Origin of the sequence: Rhizobium sp. 32-5/1 (genome assembly GCF_029537235.1) — a bacterium.
In the GTDB taxonomy this organism is placed as follows: domain Bacteria; phylum Pseudomonadota; class Alphaproteobacteria; order Rhizobiales; family Rhizobiaceae; genus Pararhizobium.
Genome location: NZ_CP120638.1, coordinates 2,944,493 through 2,970,882, shown reverse-complemented (window position 1 = coordinate 2,970,882; position 26,390 = coordinate 2,944,493). Strand labels below are relative to the sequence as shown.

The following is a 26,390-nucleotide window of genomic DNA, read 5'->3' as shown; positions in this document are numbered from 1 at the left end:
CAGGCGCCGGCGGAGATCTGCATCATTCGATTGGCTGCAGCCTGAGGCCAGATCAGAACGCCTGCCGTCACACAGGCGGCGGCGCATCGATCATCATATCCCGCACCCGTTCGAGGTCGCCACCCAATGGCCGGTCATCGGCATAGGTCGGCACCAGCGCCCGGACTTTGCGATAGACATGATCCGTACCGTCAGCACGTCGGCCCCTGCCCGCCAGCATATCGTGCGCCTGTACGCCTGCCGCCAATTCGATGGCGATTATCTGCTCCGCATTGTCGAGAAGGGCCAGCAGCTTGTTGGCCGCTGCGGTCGGGTGGCTGAGGAAATCCTCCTGCAGGGCCGACGTCACGCCTCCGTCGAGGCTGGCCGGCATGCCCAGCCGTCGATTTTCGGCACTCAGAGCCGCCGCCGTGTATTGCGCAATCATGAAGCCGGAGCCCGCACCTGGATCGACGGCCAGGAATGCCGGTAGACCGCTCACAAGCGGATTGACGAGGCGATCGATGCGGCGCTCGCTCATCGCCGCGATCTGAGCCAATGCAATTGTCAGGCTATCGAGCGCCTGCGCCATCGCCGAGGCGACGGCATGCGCCTGCGACGAGACAACAGGCGCATCCGGCGTTCCGGAGACCGCCGGGTTGTCCGTTACGGAAGCCAGCTCCTGATCGACCACCTGTGCGACGCGGTCGAAAACGTCGCGTGCCGCACCATGGGCATGCGGGATTGCCCGAAGGCTGAGCGCATCCTGCGTGCGTGCGCCGACGGCTGCCTCGAGCAGGCCGCTTCCAGCCAGCCGCGCCCGCAGGGACGCCCCGACATATTGGATGCCCTTCGATGGACGAAGGGCCAGCACGGTTTCGTCGAAGGCCGTCATCTGACACCCGAGCGCCTCGAGTGTGACGGCGGCGATGGCATCCGCCCAGTCGAGCAAACGGGCGGCCCTGTCCAGTGCCACAGCCGCAAGCCCGGTTGCGCAGGCAGTGCCGTTGACGAGGCTCAGGCCTTCCTTCGCCTGAAGCACCAGGGGCGCGACCCCCAGCGTGGTCAAGGCATCCGCAGCCGAGACCGGCTTTCCGTTCAGGCGCGCCTTGCCCTCGCCGATCAGCACCAGAGCTATGTGGGCGTTGTGCGTCAGGTATCCTGCCGACCCCTTCGAGGGCACATCCGGAATGCAGCCGCCATTGAGAAACATCTGCAATCCGGACACGACGGCGGGGCGGACGCCGGAATGCCCATGGGCAAAATTGGCAATCTGTGCCGCCATGATTGCCCGGACTGCACGTGCATCGAGAAGCGGTCCGACGCCGCAGGCATGGCTCAGCACGATGTTGCGGGACAGGCGGCTCTGCGAAGGGCGATCGACGACGGTATCGGCAAGAGCACCAACGCCAGTGTTGACACCATAGGCACGGACACCGCTCTCCACGATCGCCGAGACGATCCGGCTCGCCATCCCGATGCGCGACCACGCGGCATCGCTGATATCGAGTGGCGCACCATTGGCCACGGCTGCGACACCGCGCCAGCCAAGACCGTCGTCAAGAGTGATGGAATGCCGCACGTTCATCCTCCGAAATCAACGCAACAAACGGTGTTCCGGGGCAGAACGCATGCCGCAACATCTCCGCATGATCAGCGGTATGACACTGCGAAATCCGCCAGACAATGGGTCCGGCCGGTCGATAATGGAGAGCGAACAGGAAATCCTATTTCGGCCAGCACTGCAGCGCCATGTCAATGACCTTGTACAGAGCGGCGCGATCGGCTCCAGATGCCGCCTGGACCGCCGTGCCCTGCGTCACCGTCATGATATATCGGGCAAGGTCCGTTGGTGAACAGCCGTCCGGGAAATCTCCCTCTTGGACAGCACGCTCAAATCGCTCCGCAAGCGCGTGTTCGACACGACGCCGGCCTTCGATCAGGCATTTCTGAATTTCTGCAGCGGCCTCGCTGCAAGCCAGCGCGCCGTTGATGCCGAGACAGCCATTGGGGCTACATTCCGCCGTCTGCATGTCGGCGTAACCCTTCAGAACACGTTCCGCTACAGTCCGCGCCTTGGGTTCTTCGAGAGCCTCGCGAAAAAACACCATCTGTTTTTGCTCGTAGCGGTCCAGCGCCTTGAGGAACAGTTCTTCCTTGTTTCCGAAGAAGCCGTAGAGGCTAGGGCGGGTAATCCCCATGCCCTCGGTCAGATCCGTCAGAGACGTGCCCTCGTAGCCTTTTCGCCAGAACAGCTCCATCGCCGTCTGCAATGCATCATCGACATCGAACTCTCTGGGCCGTCCCATTTCTCACATCCCCCGATTTTGTACTTATCGGTATAAAATTCCATTGACAACAATACACCCCCACGACTATTTGTATACCGAACGGTATTGAACGTCAACGCGACACTTCGTCCTCCCAAGGCCAGCAAAGCGTATTCGCAAAAAACGTCAGAAACAAGGATAAATCCCGATGTCTCTTGCAAACATCAGACGAAAGCTTCTCGCCACCGGCCTCGTTCTGGCCGCAGCTACACTCGCGCCCACCGTCTTCTTCGACATGCAGGGCAGCCCCGCCGGTCAAGGCAACGCTGCCGAAACCGCCGCCGCTCCGCCCGCAGTGCCCGTTTCGGTGGCGGTCGTCGAGGCCAAGCCGATCACGCAATGGAGCGAGTTTTCCGGTCGCCTTGAAGCCGTCGATCATGTGCAGCTTCGCTCCCGTGTCGCCGGAGCCATCCAGGCGGTGCATTTCCAGGAAGGCGCCGTCGTCCAGAAGGGCGATCTTCTGGTGACGATCGATCCCGCACCCTATGAAGCGGAAGTCGCCCGCGCGCGTGCGGCGGTGGCTGCTGCCGAAGCTCGTGCTTCGCTGGCCAGCACCGAACTGAAGCGCGGAAAACAGCTTCTGAACTCAGCCGCAGTCTCGCAGAGCGACTACGACCAGCGCATCAACGGGGAAGCCGGCGCAAAAGCCGACGTCGAAGCAGCACAGGCCGTGTTGCAAACGGCGTTGCTCAATCTCGGCTATACGGAAATCCGCGCACCGATCACGGGACGCATCGGCAAGATCGAAATGACCCCCGGCAACCTGATCGCCGCCGGTCCGTCCTCGCCGGTCCTGACGGAGCTTGTTTCGCTCAGCCCCATATATGCAAGCTTCGAGGCCAGCGAGGACGTCGTTGCCGGCATTCTTGCCGAACTGCCTGATGGCATCAACGCGCGCAACTTCATCGACCGCGTGCCGGTGCGGATGGACGTGGCTGGTGCCGAGGACGTCAAGGGCAGCCTGCAGCTGATCGACAACAGCGTCGATCCTGAAAGTGGCACCATCCGCGTGCGTGCGCAATTTGACAACGTCAACGGCACGCTGCTTCCGGGTCAGTTCGCGCGGCTCAGCCTGGGCCAGGCAAAGGCCACCGACGCCGTACTTGTGCATGAACGGTCGATCGGCACCGACCAGAACAAGAAATTTGTCATGGTGGTGAAGCCCGACAACACGACGGAATACCGCGAAATCTCGCTCGGCGCGAAAGCCGATGGCCTGCGCATTGTCACCAGCGGTCTCAAGGCCAAGGAGCGCATCGTCGTCAACGGCCTCCAGCGCATCCGGCCAGGCTCGCTCGTCGCGCCCGAAATGGTGTCGATGACAACAGGCACCAGCACCCAACTCCAGGCATCGATTGCCGGGACCGCCAAGAACTAAGCGATCCCTTCAAAAACCACGCGAAAAGGCGGGTCGAGATATGAACATCTCCAAATTTTTCATCGATCGCCCCGTCTTCGCGGGCGTTCTGTCCTTCATGATCTTTATCGGCGGCCTGATTTCGCTGACGGTGATGCCGATATCGGAGTATCCGGATGTCGTGCCGCCATCGGTGGTCATCCGCGCCAACTATCCCGGTGCCAACCCGAAGGTGATCGCCGAGACCGTGGCGACGCCGCTGGAGGAATCGATCAACGGCGTCGAGGGCATGCTCTACATGAGCAGCCAGGCGACGACCGATGGCCTGATGACGCTGACCGTGACCTTCAAGCTCGGCACCGACCCCGACCAGGCGCAACAACTTGTCCAGAACCGCGTTTCCCAGGCGGAACCGCGCCTGCCCGAAGAGGTGCGCCGCCTCGGCGTGACGACCATCAAGAGTTCGCCTGACCTGATGATGGTCGTGCACCTGACCTCGCCCGAAGGCCGCTACGACATGACCTATCTGCGCAACTACGCGCTGATCAACGTCAAGGACCGGCTGGCCCGCATCGACGGCGTCGGGCAGGTGCAACTGTTCGGTTCTGGCGATTATTCGATGCGTATCTGGCTCGATCCGCAGAAAATGGCGCAGCTCGGCCTGTCGGCCTCCGATATCGTCAATGAAATCCGCGCCCAGAACATTCAGGCCGCCGCGGGCGTCATCGGCTCCTCGCCCAATCTCGAGGGCGTCGATCTGCAGCTTTCGGTCAATGCGCAGGGCCGCCTCCAAAGCGAGGAGGAGTTCGGCGAGATCATCATCAAGACCAGCCCGTCGGGCGCCATCACGCGCCTGAAGGACGTCTCCCGCATTGAACTCGGCTCCGCCGAATATTCCCTGCGCTCGCTGCTCAACAACAAGCAGGCTGTCGCCATTCCGGTGTTCCAGGCGCCCGGATCGAACGCGATCGAGATTGCCGACCGGGTCCGCACCGTCATGGAGGAAATCAAGACCACCATGCCGCAGGACGTCTCCTACGAGATCGTCTATGACACGACGCAGTTCGTGCGCGCCTCTATCGAGGCCGTGGTCGATACGCTGCTGGAAGCCATCGCGCTGGTCGTCATCGTCGTCATCCTGTTCCTGCAGACATGGCGCGCATCGATCATTCCGCTGATCGCCGTGCCGGTCTCGATCGTCGGTACCTTTGCCGTGATGCAGATGTTCGGTTTCTCGATCAATGCACTCAGCCTCTTCGGCCTGGTGCTCGCCATCGGCATCGTCGTCGATGACGCGATCGTCGTGGTCGAAAACGTCGAGCGCAACATCGAGAATGGCCTTGCGCCGCGCGAAGCGACCTACAAGGCAATGACGGAAGTCTCCGGCCCGATCATCGCGATCGCACTGGTGCTGGTTGCCGTCTTCGTGCCGCTCGCCTTCATCTCCGGCCTTACCGGCCAGTTTTACAAGCAGTTTGCGCTGACGATTGCCATCTCTACGGTGATCTCGGCCTTCAACTCGCTGACGCTTTCGCCGGCGCTGGCGGCACTTCTCCTGCAGTCGCATGACGCACCGAAGGATCGCCTGACACGGGTGATGAACAGCCTGTTCGGCTGGCTCTTCCGGGGCTTCAACGCCGTCTTCACGCGCGGTTCGAACGCCTATAGCGGCGGCGTGCGCCGGGTCATCTCTCGCAAGACGCTGATGATGGCGATCTATCTTGTCCTGATCGGCTCGACCGTGTTCCTGTTCAAGGCCGTGCCCGGCGGTTTCGTGCCGCCGCAGGACAAGCAGTATCTCGTGGGCTTCACGCAGCTGCCGGATGGTGCCTCGCTCGACCGAACGGAGGACGTGATCCGCCGCATCAGCGATATCGCGCTCAAGGTGCCGGGCGTCGAAAGCGCCATCGCCTTCCCGGGCCTGTCGATCAACGGCTTCACCAACTCATCGAATGCCGGCATCGTTTTTCTTTCGCTGAAACCCTTCGAGGAACGCGAAACACCGGACCTCTCGGCCGGTGCCATTGCGGGGCGGCTCAACCAGGAACTTGGCGTCATCCAGGATTCCTTCAGCGCCATCTTCCCGCCGCCGCCGGTGCAGGGGCTCGGTGCGATCGGCGGTTTCAAGTTGCAGATCGAGGACCGCAACGGTCTCGGCTACGAGGCATTGGACGCCGCCGTGAAGGGCTTCCTCGCCAAGGCCTATGCGACACCAGAACTGGTCGGCCTGTTCTCCAGCTATCAGGTGAACGTGCCGCAACTCTACGCCGACGTCGATCGTGCCAAGGCACGCCAGTTGAATGTGCCGCTCACCGACATCTTCAACACGCTGCAGATCTATCTGGGCTCGGTCTATGTCAACGACTTCAACAAGTTCGGCCGCACCTATTCCGTTCGCGTCCAGGCGGATGCCGCCTATCGGGCGCAGGCGGAGGATATCGGCAAGCTCGAAGTCCGCTCGACCTCAGGGGAGATGATCCCGCTGTCGGCGGTGCTGAAGGTGACCTCCAGCGCCGGCCCGGAACGCGCCATGCGTTACAACGGCTTCCTCTCCGCCGATATCAACGGCAACGCAGCCCCCGGCGTCTCGTCCGGCCAGGCGCGCGCTATCGTCGAGCAGATCGCAGCCGACACCCTGCCGGCGGGCATCAGCTTCGAATGGACGGAGCTGACCTACCAGGAAATCATCGCCGGCAATTCCGGCATACTGATCTTCCCGCTGGCGATCCTGCTGGTCTTCCTCGTGCTGGCCGCCCAGTATGAAAGCCTGTCGCTGCCGCTGTCGATCATCATGATCGTTCCGCTTGGCATCCTGGCCGCCCTCGCAGGTGTCTGGTTGACCGGGGGGACAACAACGTCTTCACCCAGATCGGCCTGATCGTGCTGGTCGGGCTGTCGGCAAAGAACGCCATCCTGATCGTCGAATTCGCGCGCGAGCTCGAGTTCGAAGGCGCCAAACCCTTCGATGCCGTGATCACCGCAAGCCGTCTGCGCTTGCGGCCGATCCTGATGACCTCGATGGCCTTCATCATGGGCGTCGTGCCGCTGGTCGTGTCCACTGGCGCCGGTGCGGAAATGCGTCACGCCATGGGTGTCGCGGTGTTCTCGGGTATGATCGGTGTGACATTCTTCGGCCTGTTCCTGACACCGGTCTTCTACGTGCTGGTGCGGGCGATGACCGGCAATAAACCGCTGCGCAAAAGCGGCGCAGCGGAACCGGCTCATGGTCCGACGTTCGCGGCGCCTTCCCCGGCCGAATAAACTGACCGACCTCCGCCCTTGATACGGCGGAGGTCGGTCCAGTGTATATCTGAAATCGCGGCGTGCCCGCTAAAGATGATGCAGCAGGAACGGCTTTCCGGCGTATTGCTCGATTTGAATCCTGTAGCCGAACACCGCTTCCATGTTTTCCTCAGTCAGAGCCGCCTCCGGCGGACCATCGACGATCACCCGGCCGTCGCGCATGGCCACGATCCTGTCGGCATAGGCGGCAGCCTGATTGATGTCGTGCAGGACGATGATCGCCGTTCTGGCCGCCTCGTCGGCAATCCGCCGCAAGGCCTGCATCAATTGCCGGGCATGGAACATGTCGAGATTGTTGAGCGGTTCGTCGAGCAGAAGGTAATCCGTGCCCTGGCAGAAGGTCATCGCCACCATCGCCCGCTGCCTTTGTCCGCCGGACAGCGTATCCATGAAGCGACCGGCCAACGGCGCAAGATCGAATTGTTCGAGCGCGGCATCGACCAAAGCCAGATCGATCGCTCCGGGGCGGCCCTGATGATGCGGAAATCGGCCAAAACCGACCAACTCGCGAACGGTCAACCGGCTGGCGACGATGCCATCCTGCCGCAGAATGGCGAGCCGCTGCGCCAGTTGACGGCTTGGCGTCGTATCGACTGGCAGGCCATCGACCGAGATACGCCCGCTTTGAAGCGGCTGGAGCCGCGCCACCAGGGAGAGGAGGCTCGATTTCCCGGCGCCATTCGGGCCTACGAGAGCGGTGATCCCGCCCTTCGGCAAGGCCAGATTGATGTCGCGCAGGATGGGCACATCGCGGTGGGAAAAAGAGACATTCTCGATCAGGATCATTTTCGGCTCCCAAGGACAAGCAGGATCAGGAACACCAGACCACCGACAAATTCGATAATGACGCCAAGCGTGGAAGCGCCGCCCAGCCCATGTTGGAGAAGGGCCTGCCCGCCGACCAGAACGATGATCGCCACAAGCACGGCCGCGGGCAACAGCACCGCATGCCGCTGCGTCCCGACGACACGCGCGGCGAGCGCTGCAACCAGCAAACCGAAGAATGCCACAGGGCCGACCAACGCGGTCGAAACCGCAACCTGCACGGAGACAAGAAGCAAAAGCCCGGTCGCCGCACGGGTCCAGGGAACACCAAGGCCGATCGCCGCATCCCGACCAAGCGCGATGATATCGAGAAGATGACGCGCGCGCCAACAGAGGAGGGCGGCGACAAGGGTGATTGCTGTCCCGAGCACGGTCAGATCCGTCCGCAACGCATTGAAATTGGCAAAGCTCGCACCCTGCACGACGGCAAAGGCATTCGGATCGAGCATACGCGCCAGGAGCGCCTGCAGGCTGCGGAAAAGAATGCCAAGCGTTACGCCCATCAGAAGCATCAGCCCCATGTCCATCCGCGCCCGCAGCATTGGCCAGAGGAGGGCCATGGCGAGCGCGACCATCAGCACAACTTCCATGCCGAACTTGAAGCCGCCGTTCAGGCTGGCGTAACCGAGCCCGCCCAAGAGGAAAACCAGCGCGGTCTGGCCGAAGACATAGAGTGCGTCGAGCCCCATGATCGAAGGCGTGAGGATGCGGTTAGCCGTCACCGTCTGGAACAGCACCGTGGAAATCGCAATCGAGACGGCCACCTGCAGCAGCGCCAGCAGCTTCAAGGCACGCAATTCGAGCACGAAGGCGATATTGCCGCGCAAGCCGGCCAGCATGAAAACCAGCACGGAAAGAAGGGCGAGAGCCAGAAGAACGATGAGACGGCGATCAGGCATGCGCGGACCGAAGGAACATCAACCTGAGAAACAGCAGCCCACCGACGATGCCCATGACGGTCGCAACGGGAATTTCATAGGGGTAGCGTAGAAGCCGGCCGATGAGATCGCAGCAAAGCACCAGCATGGCACCGCTACCAGCCACCCACGGGATCGTTCCGCGCAGGTTGTCACCCATCAGGCGCGATACGAGATTGGGAATGACAAGGCCGACAAATGGTATGATGCCGACGATGACGACGGTCAGCGCAGAAATGACCGAGACGATGACCAGGCCCAGTTGCAGCGTCCGCTGATAGCTCAATCCCAGCCCGACGCTGACATCGCGTCCAAGCGACACAACCGTCAGCCGATCCGCCACCCACCAGGCCAGGGCGATCATGACAGCCGTTCCCCAAAGCAATTCATAGCGGCCACGGACGACGCCGGAGAATTCTCCATTGGTCCAGATATCGAGGAACTGCAGCAGGTCTGCCTGCCATCCGACAAAAGTGACGATGGCACCGATGACACCGCCGTAGACGAGCCCAAACAACGGAACGAGAAACGGCTGGGTCGGCGGCAGGCGGTGGGCCGTCATCAAAAAGACCGAGGTACCGAGAAGTGCAGCGACGCTGGCGATCAAGGTTTTCACCGCCAACGATGCGCCCGGAAAAACCAGCGTAGCGAGCAGGATGCCGAGGGCAGCACTCTGGGCCGTGCCCGCCGTTGCCGGTTCCACGAAACGGTTGCGGGCCAGCGTCTGCATAATAAGCCCGGCAATCGCCAGCCCCGCCCCGGTCAGCATCGCCGCCAGCGTGCGCGGCAAGCGGCTGGCGAGGAAAAGCTGCAGCGCCTGCGGATCGTCAAGCAACCGGCTCATCGGCAATGTGTCCGCGCCCACCGCAAGACTGAGGAAAAAAGCAGCAGGCTGCCGAGACCGGCAACAAGGCCGATCGTCCATCTCTTGCAGCGCGCATTCAGTGTAATCATGGCTTGTTGGAATAGGCGTCCGCAATGGCCGTGAAGACGCGACTCATGGCCTGCACGCCGCCGGCGGCAATATAGAAATCACCGGCCGGAAGGTAGATCACCTGCCCCTTTTTCCAGGCCGTGGTCTCGGCCACCAGTTCGTTGTCGAGCGTCGTCTTGGCGTTCTGATCATCGGCACCGATGGCGGCGGCCCGGTCCAGCACCAGCAACCAGTCGGGATTGGCCTTGCGGACAAACTCGAACGACACCGCCTCGCCATGGGTCGCCGCGTCAACATCCGGGACGGCGGCGGGCAGATCGAGCGAGGAATGCACCCAGCCGAAGCGGGAACCCGGGCCATAGGCAGAGATTTTCGGCCCATTTGTCATGATGATCAGCGCCGTGCCCCTGCCCTTGACGGCGGCGCGGGCCTTTTCCACGGCGGCATCGAGCTTGGCTGCGGCCGCCTTGGCTTCCTCTTGTCTGGCAAACAGCACGCCATAGGCCGACAGGCGGTCTTTCGCTTGGCTCAGAAGATCGTCGCCATCCATAGTCATGTCGATCGTCAGCGCGACCTGCGAGGTCGCCTCGACCTGTGTCGAGGAGCGCCCACCGACAATGATCAAGTCTGGAGCGAGTTCGCTCAGAGCCTCGAGGTTCGGCTCGAAGATGTCGCCGACGGCGGTACCAGTTTCCTTCAGATGATCCAGTTGCGGCAGATAGAGATTGGAGGGAATGCCGGCCGGCCGAATGCCGAGGCTATCAAGCGTATCGAGCGCTGCGATATCGAACACTGCAATTTTCGCCGGTTGGATCTCGACAGCGACGGCACCGGTCGCGGTAGCGATGTCGGCGGCAAAAGACATTGACGGAACGGAAACGACTGCAAGGCCAATACCGAATGACAAGCGGTGGATCATCGACAGGACTGTTTTGGTGATCATGATGACATGGCTCCTAGGAAATTGACGGACAGGCGTGGCGGTTCGCGGCGCTCCACGAAATGCCCGATCGCGCGGCGATCCTTGCGCAGCACGTCCATGCAGTTTGGACCGAACCATTCGAGCGAGACTTCCGTCTCTGGATCGTCGGAAATCTCGCCGAGAAAACGCATGTAATCGACTGCGCCCTGGAACAACGGCGTCATTCCCTCGCGGCGGCCGGAAGCGGCATAGACATTGGCGGGCTCGAAGACATCAAGATCGGAGCGGTCGCGGATGTTCTTCAGATGGTAGTGGCGGATGAACGGCTTCATTGTCCGATGCACGGCAACGGGATCGTCGCCGCCTTCCCAGACATGCAGCGTATCGAAATTGATCGCAAAAAACGGATGATCGACCGCATCGATCAGCTCCAGCGTCGAAGCCGCCGTATCCGCCAGCGTATTCGGATGAATTTCGACCAGGAGGTGAATGCCGAAATCGGCGGTGATCGCGCAGATATCCCGCAGGCGCCGGGCGATCGATCGTCGTTCCTCCGCCGAAACGGAGGCACTGGCGCGATTTCCAGCGAAAGTCCGGATCTTACCCGCCCGCCAGCGGCGCGCCATGCGGCAGACGTCGGTTGCCTGACGCTCGAGCGTCAGCCGATCGGCATCCACTGGCAGGTAGTCGCTGATCATCGGCACGGACAGCCCGAAGGCTGAAAGCAAATCGGCATTGCGATCAGGCTGCTGCGCCATGTTGCGACCATGGGCGGCCCACAGCTCGATGCCCTGGAAATCGTTTGCGCGTGCAAAGGTGGCGATCTCCCCGAGGAAATCAGGTGATGGCGAAAGGTGATGGTGCAGAGCGAGACCTTCATCGCACAGTCCTCCTTGATAGGGGGTATCCAGTACCGCCGGAAACTGCTGCCGGCACCAGAGGTCGAATATCTCGCCGAGCTTGCCCTTGATCTTGCTTTCGAGGCGATCCGCTTCGTTCAGATGCTTAAGAAGCGGGGCCACATGGGCGCGATCGCCGGTCTGGGACAGCTTCATGCAGGCGTATTGCAGCGTCTTCAGTTCGTTGACGAGCGCTTCGATCTCGTCGCACCAGAGATCGAATTCGACTGCGGGCAATTTCAGCGCCCGCCAGAAAAATGCAAAGCCGTGTTCATAGGCATATTTGCGAATGGTGATCACCGGCAATTCCCGAAGCGCAAGATCAAGGTCTTCGAGACGCGTTCCGTCGCGCGCCTCCACATGCGCCGTGACGATCTCGCGCAGGCTGCCGATCAATGGATTGCGATCGGGAACGAAGCAGGCTTCAAAATAAGCCCGAAGATCGGCGGCGTCGGGAACGCGCGCCTGCGCCCGATCGAACACATAGCCACCGCCGACCGTTGGCTGCATCGCCGCGTGGATAATCTTGTCGCGGGCGATCTCCCCTGCCAGCGGTAGTCCGGATCGAGCACGAACCAGTTTTCAGGATTTTCCGTCTTCGACAGCATCAGGTAATGCGGAAACGGGTTCTGGTTGAACTTGTTCTCGCGTTCCGGCAGGTGGAACATATCGAGCATCACCATGACGTACCCGGTCTCGGGTCGCCTCTCGACGAGATCGAGCATCATGCCAAGGTTCTCGAGCTTGGTCAGATCTGGATCGTACCACTCGCGCACCGTCACGCCGTAAAGCCGTTCGAACCAGCTGCGGGAAAACTCCTGGCTGATCTCGGGCGCGTGATAGCGAAGCTGCCATTTTTCGTTGACCACGAATTTTGCATCCCAGACACCGAAATAGAACGGGCGGTGGTCGAGCCCGGCGCGCTTGACCGCCTCGCAGACGCAACTGACGAAGCAATGCACCTTGATATCGTAAGGCGCCTCGCCGTGAACGCCCTCCCCGCGATAATCGGTACCGGAATAGAAAGCACGGCTGCCGCCTCCGGATCAAACAGGGCGATAAAATCCGCGACCGTCGCGACGTCCTGTTTGCTGATCGCCTTTTCCGGCATGGGCAGGCCATATTCCAGTTCCAGATTGAGAAAAATCTGCAGGATCAGCACGGAATCGAGATACAGGTCTTCGTTCAGCCGCGCCTCTGGCGCAAAACCTTCGAGATGCGGGTGCATCATCTGCTCGGACAGGATGGCAAACACGGCCGCCATGATCTCGTCGCGACTCATTCTGCAGCCTCCAACTTCCGAAATTCGCCGGCGGCGTGGCGGGCGGCGATTTCCCGCCGGCTGATCTTGCCGTTCGCCTGCCGGGGAACGGCATCGACCTGCAGGATTTCCATCGGTAGCTGATGGCTGGCGAGATTGGCGATGCACCATTCGCGGACCGCCGGAGGCGCAACGATTTCGCTGGCGCTGAACAGCAGCGCGACGCGCTCGCCGGCAAAGCGGTCGCTCTTGCGGAAAGCCACGGCGTCGGTGACGCCAGGCATGGCCATCACGGCATCCTCGACATCCCCGGGATAGACGTTAAGGCCGGAAACGTTGATCATGTCGTCCATCCGCGACAGGAAAACCAGCATCCCGTCGTCGCGCAAATAGCCGAGGTCGCGGGTGTGGACCGCAGCCCCGGCATCGCCCGAAACAACGATCTCAGCGGCATCGTCGCGACTGCGCCCTGTCTGAGCGCGCAGATGCGGAAGCACGAAACCCATGTCGCCGGCCGACGTGACCTCGGGGTTGATGGCGATGCAGCCGGATTCCGAGCAGCCATATTGCTGGAACATGAAACGGCTGGCGGAGCGGACCTGCGCAAACCACGGATCAGGCAGAAGCGTCCCCGAGGTCATGATCGCATGGATTTTTTCGCCTGCTGGCAAAAGTCGGGCCAGCGTGTTGAGGATGGCCGGCGAGGAATAAAGCAGCGGTCGCTCAATGTCGCGCAGCTTGCCCATGAGATATTTGGGGTTCGCCGTGTTGACGACAACAGGCGTCTGGCCGCGTTGAAGCGCAACGAGAATACCGCAGATCAGACCATAGGAATGGGTCGTCGGGCAGGCGATAACCGGGGTCATGTCTTCCGGCTCCCGGAAAGTCCGGACATAGGTTTCGACCTCGCGATCGATCTCCGCCCAGCTCCGCGCCACGCATTTCGCCGCACCGGTGGTGCCGGAACTCATCTGCAGCAACTGCCCTTCACTGTCTGGTCGCGCAACGGTCTGTAGCATTTCTGGCGTGAGGCTGTTGTAGAACAACTGCGTGCAGCCGGCCCCGATGGCCAGCTTGCGGGCGGCGGGCAAGGGCGTATGGGGATGGATCGGCAACACGCTGGCACCGGCCTTGCGCATTGCAAAAAACAGAGACAGCCAGTCGGCCGTTTCCGGGAAACACACGGCGTAGCGGCCGCCCTGCCCGTCGGACAGTCCAGTCTCCCTGGCGAAGCGCGCGGACGATTCTTCGAAATAGGCTCGTTCATAGAGCCGGTCATCGATCCGGATCATGGCTTTCTCCTCAGTTGGGCCGCGTGTCCGGCAAGGGGATTCGGCGCGAGGTGGTGGTATTCCGGCTGCTGCGCGAAGAGCTTCCGCGTCATCAGGGATTCGGTCAGGATGCTGGCATTGGAGTGGCCGAGGAGGCTCTGCCTACCGGCCATGCCGGTGTCCTCGACATAGGATGCAAGGCACGCATCCACCCGCTGCCAGAAAAGGCTTTCCGGCAGACTGTAGCTTTCCTCGAAAAGATGGGAGATTTCGCTCAAATTATAGACGAACAGCGTATCCATCACGAGTTCGCGCAGGGAATCAAGATTGTCCGTCCAGTAAAACCGGTCCGGCGGCGCATCTCGGTAATCGGGATGCAGCGATGCAAAGTCCGGCATGAGATCGGGCTCGCGCAGGAACGATGGCGAAAATTCGATGCTCTCGTGGAAGTCCCGGAGGATAAGTCGGACCGGCCAGCCATCCCGATGCAGGAGCAACATGTTTTGCCCATGCGCTTCGACGGCGATGCCGTGGCAAACCAAGAGGTGCCAGACCGGTAAAACGATGACTTCGATGAGCCGGTTGAGCCACGGCATCAGCCCATGCGCCTGGATCCAGTCATCGGCAAAGGGCCGCCCATCATGCTCGCTCATCATCAGGGCATTGAGCGGCACGATCGCTTCGCCTGGCAGAAGCGTCGCCTCGGCGCTCTGTCGCCAGATCGCACCGACCTGGCCGGCCAGATCACCCTCTGCGTCGGCGATGATGCCGGCATATTCGCGAAGGATAGTCATCGGGTAGCGCGACCGGAACAGGTGGTCTTGCGCAACGATCCCGCCGATCCACTCCGAAATCACGGGTGCCGTGCAGACCGAATGCGGCTCCAGGATACGACGGGAGGATGTGTTGACGAGGTTCATCGGCAGCTTGATGCTGGCAGCCATGGGCCGGCTGTCATTCATCAGCGTCCGGATCGATTGCGTCGCCGTGTAGCTGTCGCCCATCGGCCCGAGAAAATAGGCGTCGCCAGCCTCGATCCACGGCGATAGCAGAGAGATGCGCAGGTTTTCCCACTGCCATGGATGCAGAGGGATGAGCCCGAAATCGGACGCGTTGAGCCGCAGCTCGTCGCGTTTTTGCTGGAGTTGCGACCACGTCTCCGGGCCAAGTTCGTGCAGCCAGAAATCAGCCTCGCTTTGGGGCAAGGCCTGCCGGATATGACGGCGGGAAACCAGCAGCCAGACAAGCTGGAATGCGTTTCCGGCTTCAGGGCCGTAGCTCAGATGATCGGATGCAGAAAAGCCGGTCCTCGCCTTGAAGCAGGGATGATAGGGGTGCCCTTCCTCGAGCGCGCCTTCGAGTTGCGCAAGCGACATCTGGCGGCGAAGCCGCGGTGTTAGGGCCTCGTCATTCAGCCGGCAAAAGGCAATCGTCTGCTGCAACTCGTCGAGCAGCCGCTGGCGATGGACGAGCGGTCCCGGCAAATCGGCAATCAGCGCTTCCAGCGAGGCGGGTTTCCACGGCTCATCTGGAGCCCGCATTTCCACAGATCCCGAAGCCAGCCTTGGACGTCCAAACGCACCGATGCTGCCCCTGCAGCGGAAGTCTACCTGCATCTCCCCTGCCCTTGCGGCCAGTCGAACACGATATCTCCTTCGCCGGCGCTTTGCCGCACTGGAACGATGCCCTCGAAAATCAGCGCCGCTACCAGCTGGCGCAGCACCCGTTCGTCTGGTCGCTGCGGAAGTTCATGAGGCAATGGCATGGCTCGTCCTCGTCATGGCCAGCACGGAAGGGCCGCGCAGCGGGTTCGGTATCTGTCGATAGAGGCTGGCACCTACCGCGGACTGCAGCTCGTCAACATCGAACAACCGCGTTGTCAGATTGGCCTTGGAGGTGATGGTCGGCTGATCCAGAACATGGCGGGCAAAATCCCGCCCCGCCCCCGACATGCCAAGCGCGCATTGCTCCAGATGCGAGCGTAGCAAGCACAACAGCGCGCCTTCTTCGCAGAGCCCGTCATGACCCATACGGCTGATGACGGAGAAGACCTGGTTGACGATGAGGTAGTAGCAGAAGCGATCGCGAATTTCGCTTTCGGCGAAATAGAGCGAGGCGATGTTTTCCGTCTCCGGCACATGCGCCGCAAGCAGGCTGCGATAGCGCTCGGAAAGGTAAAAGCCCTGATTGTCGCGGTAATAGCTGAAGCGCGGATATCCGCCGGAGATATCGATGAGGCTGTTCTGCTGGTGGGCTTCGAGCGCCACGCCGAAATCGTCGAAAAAGCGGATCAGCGGCTCCACGGCGCACTCAAGATAGCGTTGGAACCAATCGAGGCTGACCGTCTGGATGGACTGCCCGCCGGCCTTGGCGAGGTGGGCGATCAATCGCATGAGCCTGGATGCTTCACCCGGCATTGGGTCAGCGGTCAGCGCCGCCATGGTCACGACACCGGAGCCGCGCTGACCGGAAAACGGGTTCTCACGCAGGATCATCTCGAAACCGCTTTCGGCACGGCCGGGCAGATCAAGCGTCATAAAGGCAGGATCCTGGATGATGCGGAAATGCGTCGACCGCTTGGCAAAACCGATCCTGTCGACGAGTTTTGCCATGGCGACGCCCGCATCGAGTTCGTGCCTACGGTTGAGCCGCACGGAATTGGTGATGCGTACCGGAAGGGAAAATTTCAGCATCCACTCCTGCTCGGCGCCGTAGACGGTGCGCACAGAGGACGTTGCGGTAAAAAGCGGCCCGGCCGGGCCGAGATGGCGCAGGACACCGTCGCGCTGCAGCGCCTGAATGTCCGGATCCAGCAGCAGAGCCTCCGCCTGCAGCGGGTGCATGGGAAGCAAATATTCCCCTGTGCGGACCACCGGCCCATCGCCGTCTTTGCCTGCGATTGCCGCCACCATGTCCGGCGCCGTCATGGCTCTGGCGGAATCGTGGCGGACGTGATCCATCCGGGCTGCGAAATAATGCAGCTTGAACTGGCCATGTAATTCCGGAGCGTAGCTTTCCTGTTGCCAGAAGGTCATGCCCTGCCGGCTCTTTGGCGTGGGATGCAGCCAGTGCCCGAAGACCAAGGACTGCTCCGCCTCGATGAAATGATCGTTTTCCACTGGCCGTTCGCGGGCCTTGTCGAGATAGAGCGCCGTCTGCTGATAGCTGTCCAGAACACGCATCAGCAATTCGAGCTCGAAGCCGCGCATCTGCTCTGCCCGACCGTCCTCGATGTGGCGATAGGACTCGTGCACGAGGCAATGAAGGGCCGAGAGCAACTCGACCTGCCGCCAGACCGGGTCCGATGCGCCACGGCTCCAGACCCGACCGAACTGGTGCGGACCGCAAATCGAGCGCGAAACCACCTCCGCCCTAAGGAACATATGCTGGCCCGGCAATGACCACTCGACGCAATCGGCAGCCGGTCCGTTGACTGCTCTATGTCGAACGAACGCCCCGGAATTTACCTCCCGCAAATAGCAGTTTGCAAAACTCTGGAACGTCGTCTTTTCCGCTGCTTGCCTAGACGATTGTGTCATGTCCATCCTCGGCACACGATTGCATCATCGCGCCATGGCTAACCCCCTCGTTAGGAAGGCCGCCTTGAATTCTGTTTTCAAGCCGGGCGTCACGCGCCGGCAATCCTCTGATCAATCGGCAGAATGCCATTGCAGCGGACCGGACGGTTCCCTGAAGGCAAACCGCAGCAGGTGGCTCTCGACCACCGATTTCGTGTCCATCAGTTGTGCGGCGTTCGGCGATTCCACCCGGATTTTCAGCGCGTCCGGTTCGGCTTCGAGATAGCCGGTTCCACAGGAGAACCGGAGTTCCCCGCGCGCATCGACCTGCTCCACTTCGATCTTGTGCGCAAAATGCTTGCACAACTGGGTCAGGTACTTTTGGCCATTTTCCGTCGGGAAACGCGTCGTTGCTTCCAGCATCAGGAACTCCCGTGATCTTCGCAATGATAGGTGCGGGAAACTCTCCCGCACCGGTGGTCGTCTCTTGCCTTCGCCAATCAGAACGTGGCTTTGGCCGTCAGGATGAAGGCACGGCCGGATTCGTAAAGCGGCGTCACCGTTCCGAATTCCTGGCCATAGGTTGCCCGGTCCGCATAGGTCTCATCGAAGATGTTCTTCAACTCTGCCCGGAATGTCAGGTTCTTGTGCGTGGGCGGCACGTATTCGACATAGGCGTTGACGACCTCGTAGCCCTCTAAAGGCTGGTTACCGACAGCGACATCATCATAGTCGAGCGCGATTTCCGCATCGGCGCCGAAGGTCACGCCCCAGTCGGTCAAGGTATGCACCGCCTGCAGGGTGATAATTTGTCCGGCGGGCGTGGCGAGATAGGTGCCGAGGTCGGAATCGGCCGGCTGGCCGTCAATCTCGACGTCGATGTTGGCGTATTTCACTTTGAAATAACCATCGCCCCAGTTATAGCCGCCGCCGATTTCGAAGCCGCGCGAACGGACATCATGGGCATCGACGCCGAGCAGGACGCCGTAGCGGGGCGTGCGAGCATCATCGAGATCGGTCTGGAACAGGCTGCCTTCCAGGGTGAATCCGTTGTGGTTGGCCTCAAGCCCGACAATGTAGTTGTCGGCCGTGACAGGCTTTGGCCCAGATCCGTAATTCCAGCCGGGGTTCAAGATGAAGTTTTCGGCAAGAGGTATTCCTGCCCAGACATGCGAATAGCCGACTTTTGCGACCAGCAGATCCTCGATCAGGTCGTATTCGCCGGAAATATTGCCGCTGAAGCCGGAATTGCTCCATTCTTCGCCGGTCGTGCCGGTGAATTTCTGGGTATCACCGCGCGCACCGAAGGAAAGTCGCGTCCTGTCGAACGGCTCGATGCGCGCCTGCGCATAAATGCCGAGATTGCGCGACTTCTCCTTGCCAGGATCGAAGGGATCCTCGTATTCCGCCTCATCGTCGTAGAAATCGACACCGGCAACAATATGCCCGATGTCGAAGGAAAACTTGTTTTCAAACTTGCCGTTCAGGCTGTCCGTCGTGCCCGTGCCGGGATAGCTGGGACCGACGCGCGGAATGATCGGAACTTCCAGTTGGGCCTTGCTGTAGGCAAGCAGAAGTGTCGGGTCCCACCAGCCTTCCGGCGTGCTGTCCGTGTAGGTAAAGACAGTATTTTGCCGATCGAGCTTGTATTCGCGCGGCTCTGCCGGACGTCCTGCAATGGCGCCGATATTCGCGCGGAATGGCCTGGGCGCGTGGTCGCGGATCTGTTCGTGGCTGATTTCGACGCGGTCGCCACTGTCGAATTCGTAGGCAAGCTTGCCAAGGCCGCTCAGCAGATCGGTGCTCGTACCGCCGACTTCATCGCCATTGCCGGCCGTAAAATTGTCGCCGTTTCCGAAGTTGAAATAGCCCAGAAACTCCAGCCCGTCCTGCATACCATAGGCCGAAAGTCCGGTCGTTACGGTGTCGCTGTTGAAATTGTAGTTGGAGGTGACAAAGCCGCCGAAGCCATCGCCGTCGAGCAGGTCGCGCGCATCCTTGGTCTCGTAGGCAATGGCACCACCCAGCGCGCCTGGGCCGGCATCGGCCGGCGCTACGCCAGCATCGACGCCGACGCTCTTTAGCAGACCCGGATCGATGAGGTTCGTGCCGCTGTGGTGAAAGATCTTGTTGTTCTGGCGGCTGCCGTCCATGGTCACGGCAAGGCTCGTTTCCTCGATGCCGTGTACGTAGACCTTCTGCGACATCGGCAACGAACTGCCGACCGAGATACCGGGCTCGCCCTTAAAGACATCGGCAATGCTCGCCGGCTTCTTCTGCTCCAGATCCTCCGCAGAAATCACGACTTCACCCGGGCTGCCTTGGCCACTGCCATAGACGGTGATCTGCTCCAGGACGGTCGCACCGTCAGCACTCACGTGGCCGGTATCCACGACAGATTCAGCGTCGGACGATCCGATAACGGCCGTGCCGCCCGAGATTTCGTAGGAAATTCCCGTGCCGGAAAGAAGCCGCGAGAGCGCCTGGGCCGGCGGAAGGGAGCCACTGACCGCACTGGAACGGACACCGCGCGACGTCTCGGCAGCAAGCGTCACCTGAAGCCCGGATTGACGACCGAAGGCGTTGAGAGCGCCTGCCAGGGATTGCGCCGGGATGTCGAAATCACGGCTGGCACTGACGCCGGACGTGGTGTCCTGTGCAGCGGCCATCTGCACCGCGCCCAAAGAAAGCGACGAAAATCCGACAATTGCCGTTGTGGCGAGAAGGCGCAACGCAATGCTGCGGGCCCTGGTCGACCTAAGAAAAACACTACCTGTACGGCATCGCGGCGAAATCATTTTACCCCCGTCTCTGTTGCAGGCACATAGCCCCCAGGCATGCGCTTCCGACCAAAGACGACCCGCTCCGGATTTTTTCATCCGAATTCATATTTTCTTGAGTTTTTTCTCCGCTTAAAACTGCGTCAGCACGCGGCCGTAATCCGTCACCTTTCGCAGCCTGCCGCCATAGGGCTGGACAAGCGCCTGCAGGGCACGATCCGGATCGGTCAGATCGTAAAGACCGGTCACGCGGCGCGCCGCCAGCCTCGGGTCCGGAACGCTGATCCATGCCCGGTGATATCGCTGCAGTCGCTCGACAACGTCACCGATCGTCACGTCATTGACGAACATCCGCCCGTGCCGCCAGGCGGCAATATCCTCCGGCGCAATCGTATCACGCGCAACGGCGCCGCTTGCATGATCGACGACAGCCATCTCACCGGGCGAAAGTTCGAAATTCTCCTTTCGCTCAGTGGTGTTATAGGACACGGCCACGCGCCCCTGCGCCAGTTCCACTGTCGATCTCGCCACCGGCAAGCTGGACATCGAAGACCGTTCCGAGAACCATGACCTTGACGCCGCCGGCATCGACCGAGAAAGGCAAGGCGGCATCATGCGCAACCTCGAAGAATGCCTCGCCCGCCAAAAGCGTGACGTTCCGTCCGGTCTGTGAAATATCCGTTCGGATCGCGCTGTCGCCGCCCAGGTGAACAATGGTCCCATCTTCGAGCGTGACAATCCGGCTTTCCGCCGTGCGGGTCATATAATCCGCCTGCCACCAGACCAGCAGCGACGGCGCTGCGAGCACGGCCATCAGGCCAGCCGCAAGCACGGCGGCGACCCCACCTGCCCGCAGCAGCCTGCGCCGGCGTATGGGCACGTGTCCCATGACCGGCAGGTCCGCGGGCCAGAGATGCTGGTGGACCGGTGCCACCTCGCCCATCAATTGCCAGGTTTTCAATGCGTGGTCCCAGGCGCGCTGATGCACCGGCGAGCGACCCATCCAGCTCTGGAATTCGCCGTCGCTGTCCGGACAGTTCGGCTTTGCCTTCAGCTGCAGAAACCAGTCCATGGCTTCTTCCAGTGTGGCGACAGGGATTTCGTTTTCTCGGCTCAAATTACACCTGCATCGGCCCAATTTTCATGCCACGTGGCACATTTCCCGCCGAATTATCCGTTCTATGACAAAGACGATCGGTCCGCGGTTTTTTTCACGAAACCGCCGTCCTTTATGGATCCACCGTCAGCCGTGCAGCGATCCGCATCATGGCCGTGCGGACATGCCGGTGTGCGGTCGCAACGGATATGTCCAGCCGTTCGGCAATTTCATCCAATGTGTAATCGCCGAAGCGGTGCATTTCGAGTGCGATGCGCACATCAATGGGCAATTCGGAAAGGACCAGCGAAATCTGCCGGAGTTCGTCGCTCAAAAGCAATGTCTGTTCGGGGGTGCGTTCCTCGCCGGGGATCGACCAGAAGGGCGGATCTCCATTCTGCTCCCGCGCCTCCACCTTGCGCCGCTTCAAGGCGTCGAAAGCCAGATTGCGGACAATCCGGTAGAGATAGCCAACCGTCTGCTTTGCAGAACCGAAACTCGTATTGGCTGGCGCAAAACGCAGAAACGCTTCCTGCACGACATCCTCAGCCGTTTCGCGGGACCCAAGAATGCGTGTCGCGTATTCGATCAGCGCCTTGCGGTTCTCAATATAGAGACTGGTACGGATTTCGGCGTCTGCCATGACCTACAACTCCAGTCACGAAAGCGAATTTTCGAAAGCCGACTGCACAGCTTTTGTCATTGCCGCATTCCTTTCGGCTTCGGTTGCCAATCCTGCCTGGATATCCAAGGGAGATGCCGGCATCTGCGCCCATATCTCCATCTTCCAAAACGGGACGCTGGGGACCTATAACACAAGGCTTCAGAAACTTGTCTCTTTTTATCATCTTTAAATGACGTTTTATCCTTCAGCGATTTCGAAGGATAATATCGACCGGATCCGGCTGCTTGCTCGCTTTTTCAGCGGCACCTGCATCGGCTGAAAAGTCAAATTTTCTGCACCTGCCGCAAATTTTCTGGACGATCAATGTCCCCGCCCTAACTCTGGAACAGAGTTTCGCCGAAATGGCTTCTCCGCAAAATTCTACCGGGCCTTCAAAATCCCGGTTGATTCAAGGAACTGAAGATATGAGTACTTCCGCAGATCCGGGGCGTTTTCCACGCATCGCGCTGATCTCCACCCATGGCTATGTTGCCGCGATACCGCCGCTGGGCGCCGCCGATACCGGCGGGCAGGTCGTCTACGTCATCGAACTCGCGCGCAAATTTGCCCAGCTTGGCTATACCGTTGATGTTTATACCCGGCGCTTCGAGGATCAGCCGGAATTCGACGCAGTAGATGATCGGGTTCGGGTGATCCGCATTCCCTGCGGCGGCCCCGATTTCATTCCGAAGGAATATCTGCATCGCTCGCTGATGGAATGGTGCGAAAATGCGCTGCGCTTCATCAAGCGCAACGATCTCAACTACACCTTCATCAACAGCCATTACTGGGACGCCGGCGTTGCCGGCCAGCGCCTATCGGAAGCCCTGTCCGTGCCGCATATTCACACGCCGCATTCGCTCGGCCTCTGGAAGAAGCGGCAGATGGAAACCGACTACCCGGAAAAGGCGGATACGTTCGAGGCGGAATTCAATTTTTCCGAACGCATCAAGCATGAACTGATCATCTACCGAAGCTGCGACATCGTCATCGCCACGACCCCGGTGCAACTCGACGTGCTGGTGGACGACTACGGACTGGCCAAGAGCCGGGTGCACATGGTGCCGCCAGGCTATGACGACAACCGGTTCTTTCCGGTTTCGTCCGCCTCCCGCGAAATGGCCCGCCAGCGGCTTGGTTTCGAGGGCAAGGTCGTGCTTGCGCTCGGGCGACTGGCAACGAACAAGGGCTACGATCTCCTGATCGACGCCTTCGGCGTGCTGGCGGAGCGCGAACCGGAGGCACGCCTGTTGCTGGCCGTGGGCGGCGAGAACATGGATGACTTCGAAAAGACCATCCTTGACGAGTTGAAGGCCAGGGCCGCCGATTTGAACCTGGAAGACCGGATCGACTTTTCCGGTTTCGTCGCAGACGACGACCTGCCCGACTACTATCGCGCTGCCGATCTCTTCGTCCTGTCGAGCCGCTACGAGCCCTTTGGCATGACGGCGATCGAGGCTATGGCAAGCGGCACGCCGACGATCATCACCGTCCACGGCGGCCTCTACCGTGCAGTCAGCTACGGACGCCATGCGCTCTTTGCCGATCCGTTCGACAAGTATGACCTCGGCATCACCATGATGAAACCGCTGAAACACGAACGGCTTTATGGACGCCTGTCGCGCATGGGTGCGCACAAGGCCCGCAGCCTATTCACGTGGACAGGAATTGCACAGCAGATCATCGCTGTTGTCGAAGGGCGACCGATGCTGCAGGCGCTGGATGACAAGGAATGGGCGGAACCATGGAACGACGGAGATTGAAACCGGTCCGGCTGTTTTCATCCGATCTTGACGGGACATTGGCAGGCAACAGTGAGGCGGAAGAACGTTTTGCGGATGCCTGGGATAAGCTTGATCCTGCTACCCGACCGATCCTGGTCTACAACAGCGGCCGGTTGATCGAGGACATGCAGGAGTTCCTGCCGCAGACGGCGCTACCGACCGCCGATATCCTCATCGGCGGGGTCGGCACAATGCTTTCGAACATCGGGGAAGCGGACGAGGGGGCACTCTATACGGCATCTCTCGGGCAACCGTTTGAGAACCGGAGCATCCGCGCGGTCCTGGAAAAAACGGGCGCCGCCAGCTTGCAGCCTGACCGGTTCCAGCACGCCCATAAATCGAGCTGGTATCTCCACGACGCATCGACCGAAACGATTGCCCGCATCGAGCAGGACCTGCAACAGGCCGGCCAGAATGTCCGCGTCGTCTATTCCAGCGCTCGCGACCTCGACATCCTGCCCGCAGGGACCGACAAGGGCGCGGCATTGCGCTGGCTTTGTCGGCGAATGGACATCGGGCTCGACGAGGTCGTGGTCGCCGGCGACACCGGCAATGATTCCAGCATGTTTCTGCTGGATGACGTGCGCGGGATCGTCGTCGGCAATGCACTGCCGGAGCTTCAGGCTCTCGCCTCGGAGCGGCCGAACATCTATGTCGCGCAACAGCGGATCGCCGATGGCGTCCTGGAAGGCTTCCAGCATTGGAATATCATCGACGCGTCTTAAATCAGTAAGATAATACTTACAATCTGAGCGCCCACATCGTAGCGTTGGCAACGCTACCGGACGGAGCCTTTAGCTTGGCGGACTGGATAGGCGCGAAACCGTCGATGCGCTTTGTGCCAACCCAGCGGCCGTCATCGGCAAAGACCTCGATAGAGCCATAATCGAGAAAGATCCGCAGCTTTTTCGGACGTGCACCGCGGGCAACGTAGTCGGGCCAAGGTCCGACCCCTTCCACGTCATGACGAATCCACAGACCCTGCTCGTCGACGCAGACGCCGAGTTGCACGCCGGGATGATCCAGCTCCAGCTCGAAATACGTCCCCGGCTCAGTGAGTTCGAAGAGAATTTCGGCGGCGCCAGTCTCCAGCTTCACCGCCTGTCCTGCGGCCAGACGCGTTCGGTCGAGCATGTGGCCGCGCAGACTTTCCGCCGGGCCGATCGGCGGCGTGCACAGGACCCCGTTCGACAGCAGGATGCGGCGTGGCAGGGTCATGGCCGTCGGAAAATCGATCGTCGGTCCAGCATCGGCCCAATTGGCAAGCCAGCCGATACCAATCGCCGTATCGCCATCCATGAAAGCCTGGAAGGCGTAATTGTCCGTACCAAAATCGAGTTCCTGTTCATATTCCTTGACGAAGCTGCGTCCATCGAACCAGCCGACTGCCGCCATTGTCAGGTTTTTCCGTCGCGTCGCCGGATCTTCGCTGGTCATGAGGCCGTAGATCAGCACCCATCGCGTCTTCGGATCGGTGGCCGGCCCATCAAGTGGCAGCATGCAGGGGCATTCGGTGGCCGTCGTCTTGTAACGTTTCTCGACGGACAGCTTGTCTATGTAGGTCCAGCCGCCTGCTGACGTGTGGTCCCTGGTTTCATACAGCAGAATGACCCCGCCCTCGTCGCTCTGGCTGCCGAGCAGCATCTTCCATAACCCGTCCGGCCCTTTGAAGACGTAGGGATCGCGGAAATCGAGGGTCAGCCCCTGATTCTCGGGGCGATGGGGAAGGATCACGTCCGCCTGGCCCGCCATGATCAGGTCACCGGATGTCGCGGTCAGCTGGATCTGCTGCTCCGGCTGGCGATCCTGCACCTGTTCGGTGAAAAAGACACGGATGCCAGGGCCGTCGGGCAGTGGGATCGCCGAGCCGGAGAAAGCTCCGCCGCGCTTGTCTGGCCGCGCCGTCAGGTCTTCGGACGGAAACAGGAAGATCGGCAGATGCCGCCAGCGCAGATAATCCGAAGAAACCGCATGGCCCCAGTGCATGGTGTTCCAGCGCAGTCCGTGGGAGTAATGCTGGTAGAACAGGTGCGGGCGCCCGCCGAAACGGCCGAAACCGTTCGGGTCGTTCATCCAGCCGAAAGGCGGGCGAAAGTGGTAACCACCCGGCAAGTCCGGTGGCGCATTGACGGGATTGGTGTGGATGACGGTGATGCCGGTTTCCAGAACATCTGCCAGCGTGAACCAGTAGGCGACGGACACGGAGGTCTCCGCGATGTCATAGCTGAGTTCGATCGGCCCACCGCCGAAGACATGAAATATACGAAACTCGTTTTCCTCGGCATTGGTAACGAGCACCTCGCCGAACTTGCCACGGGCGCTGGTGAAGGACAGGGAGCCCTGCCGGCCGTCGGCCACCGCTTTCAGCCAGATATGCAGGGTCGCATTGACGGGCAGTTCGACGGTCAATGTGCGAAGTGTGGGGGACGCTTCGGTGGTTGTTGCCGTCTGGTCCATAATGGTCACCTCGTCTAAGAAATATCACGCTGCTCAACAGGTCATTCAAACGCTGCAGGCACCATTAAGACCACGAGAATAAGGCACATCCGT

Annotated in this window: 20 protein-coding genes and 2 pseudogenes; 4 read left to right on the top strand and 18 right to left on the bottom strand. The window is 60.8% G+C overall.

What is annotated here, in order from left to right:
• Positions 1 to 67: 67 nt before the first annotated feature.
• Together hutH and P6U16_RS14950 are read right to left on the bottom strand one after the other, a co-directional pair.
• Positions 68 to 1,561 (bottom strand): histidine ammonia-lyase, encoded by a 1,494-nt coding sequence (gene hutH / locus P6U16_RS14955; RefSeq protein ID WP_277701216.1) that lies wholly within the window; start codon positions 1,559 to 1,561, stop codon positions 68 to 70.
• Between the two features lie 145 nt (positions 1,562 to 1,706).
• Positions 1,707 to 2,288 carry a TetR/AcrR family transcriptional regulator gene (locus tag P6U16_RS14950; RefSeq protein ID WP_277701215.1) on the bottom strand — a complete coding sequence of 194 codons (582 nt, stop codon included), beginning with the start codon at positions 2,286 to 2,288 and terminating at the stop codon, positions 1,707 to 1,709.
• A 169-nt stretch (positions 2,289 to 2,457) separates the two neighbouring features.
• Between P6U16_RS14950 and P6U16_RS14945 the strand changes: the two genes are divergently transcribed.
• Entirely contained in the window at positions 2,458 to 3,687 is a 1,230-nt protein-coding gene (locus P6U16_RS14945) for an efflux RND transporter periplasmic adaptor subunit (RefSeq protein WP_277701214.1), read from the top strand.
• A 40-nt stretch (positions 3,688 to 3,727) separates the two neighbouring features.
• Positions 3,728 to 6,927 (top strand): annotated as a pseudogene (locus P6U16_RS14940) (efflux RND transporter permease subunit).
• Positions 6,928 to 6,996: 69 nt separating this feature from the next.
• On the opposite strand, the gene P6U16_RS14935 reads toward P6U16_RS14940, so the two are convergent.
• The 15 genes and pseudogenes from P6U16_RS14935 to P6U16_RS14865 all read right to left on the bottom strand — a co-directional run bounded on the left by P6U16_RS14935 (position 6,997) and on the right by P6U16_RS14865 (position 22,035).
• Positions 6,997 to 7,755: an ATP-binding cassette domain-containing protein gene (locus tag P6U16_RS14935; RefSeq protein WP_277701213.1), complete on the bottom strand. Its 759-nt coding sequence runs from the start codon at positions 7,753 to 7,755 to the stop codon at positions 6,997 to 6,999.
• Entirely contained in the window at positions 7,752 to 8,693 is a 942-nt protein-coding gene (locus tag P6U16_RS14930) for an iron chelate uptake ABC transporter family permease subunit (RefSeq protein WP_277701212.1), read from the bottom strand. The genes P6U16_RS14935 and P6U16_RS14930 overlap by 4 nt, the downstream gene beginning before the upstream one ends.
• Positions 8,686 to 9,555, bottom strand: a complete 870-nt coding sequence (locus P6U16_RS14925; protein WP_277701211.1) for an iron chelate uptake ABC transporter family permease subunit — start codon at positions 9,553 to 9,555, stop codon at positions 8,686 to 8,688. The genes P6U16_RS14930 and P6U16_RS14925 overlap by 8 nt, the downstream gene beginning before the upstream one ends.
• 106 nt (positions 9,556 to 9,661) lie before the next feature.
• Positions 9,662 to 10,588: a siderophore ABC transporter substrate-binding protein gene (locus tag P6U16_RS14920; protein ID WP_277701210.1), complete on the bottom strand. Its 927-nt coding sequence runs from the start codon at positions 10,586 to 10,588 to the stop codon at positions 9,662 to 9,664.
• Positions 10,585 to 11,325 (bottom strand): TIM barrel protein, encoded by a 741-nt coding sequence (locus P6U16_RS14915; RefSeq protein WP_277703857.1) that lies wholly within the window; start codon positions 11,323 to 11,325, stop codon positions 10,585 to 10,587. Before P6U16_RS14915 ends, P6U16_RS14920 begins: the two co-directional genes overlap by 4 nt.
• 222 nt (positions 11,326 to 11,547) lie before the next feature.
• A pseudogene (locus P6U16_RS14910) lies at positions 11,548 to 12,428 on the bottom strand (DUF6005 family protein); the annotation flags it as partial.
• Positions 12,429 to 12,744: 316 nt separating this feature from the next.
• Positions 12,745 to 14,019 carry an AMP-binding protein gene (locus P6U16_RS14905; protein ID WP_277701209.1) on the bottom strand — a complete coding sequence of 425 codons (1,275 nt, stop codon included), beginning with the start codon at positions 14,017 to 14,019 and terminating at the stop codon, positions 12,745 to 12,747.
• The gene (locus tag P6U16_RS14900) at positions 14,016 to 15,539 is read right to left on the bottom strand and encodes an IucA/IucC family protein (protein WP_277701208.1); all 1,524 of its coding nucleotides are present in this window, start codon (positions 15,537 to 15,539) and stop codon (positions 14,016 to 14,018) included. The genes P6U16_RS14905 and P6U16_RS14900 overlap by 4 nt, the downstream gene beginning before the upstream one ends.
• A 65-nt stretch (positions 15,540 to 15,604) precedes the next feature.
• Complete coding sequence (locus P6U16_RS14895; RefSeq protein WP_277701207.1) at positions 15,605 to 15,763, bottom strand: hypothetical protein; 159 nt, start codon at positions 15,761 to 15,763, stop codon at positions 15,605 to 15,607.
• Positions 15,747 to 17,381: an IucA/IucC family protein gene (locus P6U16_RS14890; RefSeq protein WP_349017653.1), complete on the bottom strand. Its 1,635-nt coding sequence runs from the start codon at positions 17,379 to 17,381 to the stop codon at positions 15,747 to 15,749. The genes P6U16_RS14895 and P6U16_RS14890 overlap by 17 nt, the downstream gene beginning before the upstream one ends.
• A 267-nt stretch (positions 17,382 to 17,648) precedes the next feature.
• On the bottom strand, positions 17,649 to 17,939 hold the full coding sequence (locus P6U16_RS14885; protein ID WP_277701205.1) for a DUF2218 domain-containing protein: 291 nt from the start codon (positions 17,937 to 17,939) through the stop codon (positions 17,649 to 17,651).
• Positions 17,940 to 18,016: 77 nt separating this feature from the next.
• Positions 18,017 to 20,185, bottom strand: coding sequence for a TonB-dependent receptor (locus P6U16_RS14880; RefSeq protein ID WP_277701204.1), 2,169 nt, complete (start codon positions 20,183 to 20,185; stop codon positions 18,017 to 18,019).
• Between the two features lie 243 nt (positions 20,186 to 20,428).
• A complete protein-coding gene (locus P6U16_RS14875) occupies positions 20,429 to 20,785 on the bottom strand; it encodes a hypothetical protein (RefSeq protein ID WP_277701203.1) in 357 nt (118 codons plus the stop codon).
• Positions 20,775 to 21,368 (bottom strand): FecR domain-containing protein, encoded by a 594-nt coding sequence (locus P6U16_RS14870; protein WP_277701202.1) that lies wholly within the window; start codon positions 21,366 to 21,368, stop codon positions 20,775 to 20,777. The genes P6U16_RS14875 and P6U16_RS14870 overlap by 11 nt, the downstream gene beginning before the upstream one ends.
• Positions 21,369 to 21,525: 157 nt before the next feature.
• Positions 21,526 to 22,035 carry a sigma-70 family RNA polymerase sigma factor gene (locus P6U16_RS14865; RefSeq protein WP_277701201.1) on the bottom strand — a complete coding sequence of 170 codons (510 nt, stop codon included), beginning with the start codon at positions 22,033 to 22,035 and terminating at the stop codon, positions 21,526 to 21,528.
• 446 nt (positions 22,036 to 22,481) lie between these two features.
• Here P6U16_RS14865 and P6U16_RS14860 point away from each other — a divergent pair, with 446 nt between their 5' ends.
• The gene (locus P6U16_RS14860; RefSeq protein WP_277701200.1) at positions 22,482 to 23,819 is read left to right on the top strand and encodes a glycosyltransferase family 1 protein; all 1,338 of its coding nucleotides are present in this window, start codon (positions 22,482 to 22,484) and stop codon (positions 23,817 to 23,819) included.
• Positions 23,816 to 24,565: an HAD-IIB family hydrolase gene (locus P6U16_RS14855; protein WP_277701199.1), complete on the top strand. Its 750-nt coding sequence runs from the start codon at positions 23,816 to 23,818 to the stop codon at positions 24,563 to 24,565. The genes P6U16_RS14860 and P6U16_RS14855 overlap by 4 nt, the downstream gene beginning before the upstream one ends.
• 16 nt (positions 24,566 to 24,581) lie before the next feature.
• Here P6U16_RS14855 and P6U16_RS14850 read toward each other — a convergent pair whose 3' ends face one another.
• Positions 24,582 to 26,297: a GH32 C-terminal domain-containing protein gene (locus tag P6U16_RS14850; protein ID WP_277701198.1), complete on the bottom strand. Its 1,716-nt coding sequence runs from the start codon at positions 26,295 to 26,297 to the stop codon at positions 24,582 to 24,584.
• Positions 26,298 to 26,390: the final 93 nt, after the last annotated feature.

Bases quoted from the DNA above. Each gene is read 5' to 3' on its own strand.
- P6U16_RS14870 (WP_277701202.1), bottom strand. From the start codon at position 21,368: ATGGACTGGTTTCTGCAGCTGAAGGCAAAGCCGAACTGTCCGGACAGC.
- P6U16_RS14945 (WP_277701214.1), top strand. From the start codon at position 2,458: ATGTCTCTTGCAAACATCAGACGAAAGCTTCTCGCCACCGGCCTCGTT.
- P6U16_RS14925 (WP_277701211.1), bottom strand. From the start codon at position 9,555: ATGAGCCGGTTGCTTGACGATCCGCAGGCGCTGCAGCTTTTCCTCGCC.
- P6U16_RS14905 (WP_277701209.1), bottom strand. From the start codon at position 14,019: ATGATCCGGATCGATGACCGGCTCTATGAACGAGCCTATTTCGAAGAA.
- P6U16_RS14920 (WP_277701210.1), bottom strand. From the start codon at position 10,588: ATGATCACCAAAACAGTCCTGTCGATGATCCACCGCTTGTCATTCGGT.
- P6U16_RS14885 (WP_277701205.1), bottom strand. From the start codon at position 17,939: ATGCTGGAAGCAACGACGCGTTTCCCGACGGAAAATGGCCAAAAGTAC.
- P6U16_RS14915 (WP_277703857.1), bottom strand. From the start codon at position 11,325: ATGGCGCAGCAGCCTGATCGCAATGCCGATTTGCTTTCAGCCTTCGGG.
- P6U16_RS14865 (WP_277701201.1), bottom strand. From the start codon at position 22,035: ATGGCAGACGCCGAAATCCGTACCAGTCTCTATATTGAGAACCGCAAG.
- P6U16_RS14880 (WP_277701204.1), bottom strand. From the start codon at position 20,185: ATGGCCGCTGCACAGGACACCACGTCCGGCGTCAGTGCCAGCCGTGAT.
- P6U16_RS14930 (WP_277701212.1), bottom strand. From the start codon at position 8,693: ATGCCTGATCGCCGTCTCATCGTTCTTCTGGCTCTCGCCCTTCTTTCC.
- P6U16_RS14900 (WP_277701208.1), bottom strand. From the start codon at position 15,539: ATGCGGGCTCCAGATGAGCCGTGGAAACCCGCCTCGCTGGAAGCGCTG.
- P6U16_RS14850 (WP_277701198.1), bottom strand. From the start codon at position 26,297: ATGGACCAGACGGCAACAACCACCGAAGCGTCCCCCACACTTCGCACA.
- P6U16_RS14890 (WP_349017653.1), bottom strand. From the start codon at position 17,381: ATGTTCCTTAGGGCGGAGGTGGTTTCGCGCTCGATTTGCGGTCCGCAC.
- P6U16_RS14935 (WP_277701213.1), bottom strand. From the start codon at position 7,755: ATGATCCTGATCGAGAATGTCTCTTTTTCCCACCGCGATGTGCCCATC.
- P6U16_RS14950 (WP_277701215.1), bottom strand. From the start codon at position 2,288: ATGGGACGGCCCAGAGAGTTCGATGTCGATGATGCATTGCAGACGGCG.
- P6U16_RS14860 (WP_277701200.1), top strand. From the start codon at position 22,482: ATGAGTACTTCCGCAGATCCGGGGCGTTTTCCACGCATCGCGCTGATC.
- P6U16_RS14895 (WP_277701207.1), bottom strand. From the start codon at position 15,763: ATGCCATTGCCTCATGAACTTCCGCAGCGACCAGACGAACGGGTGCTG.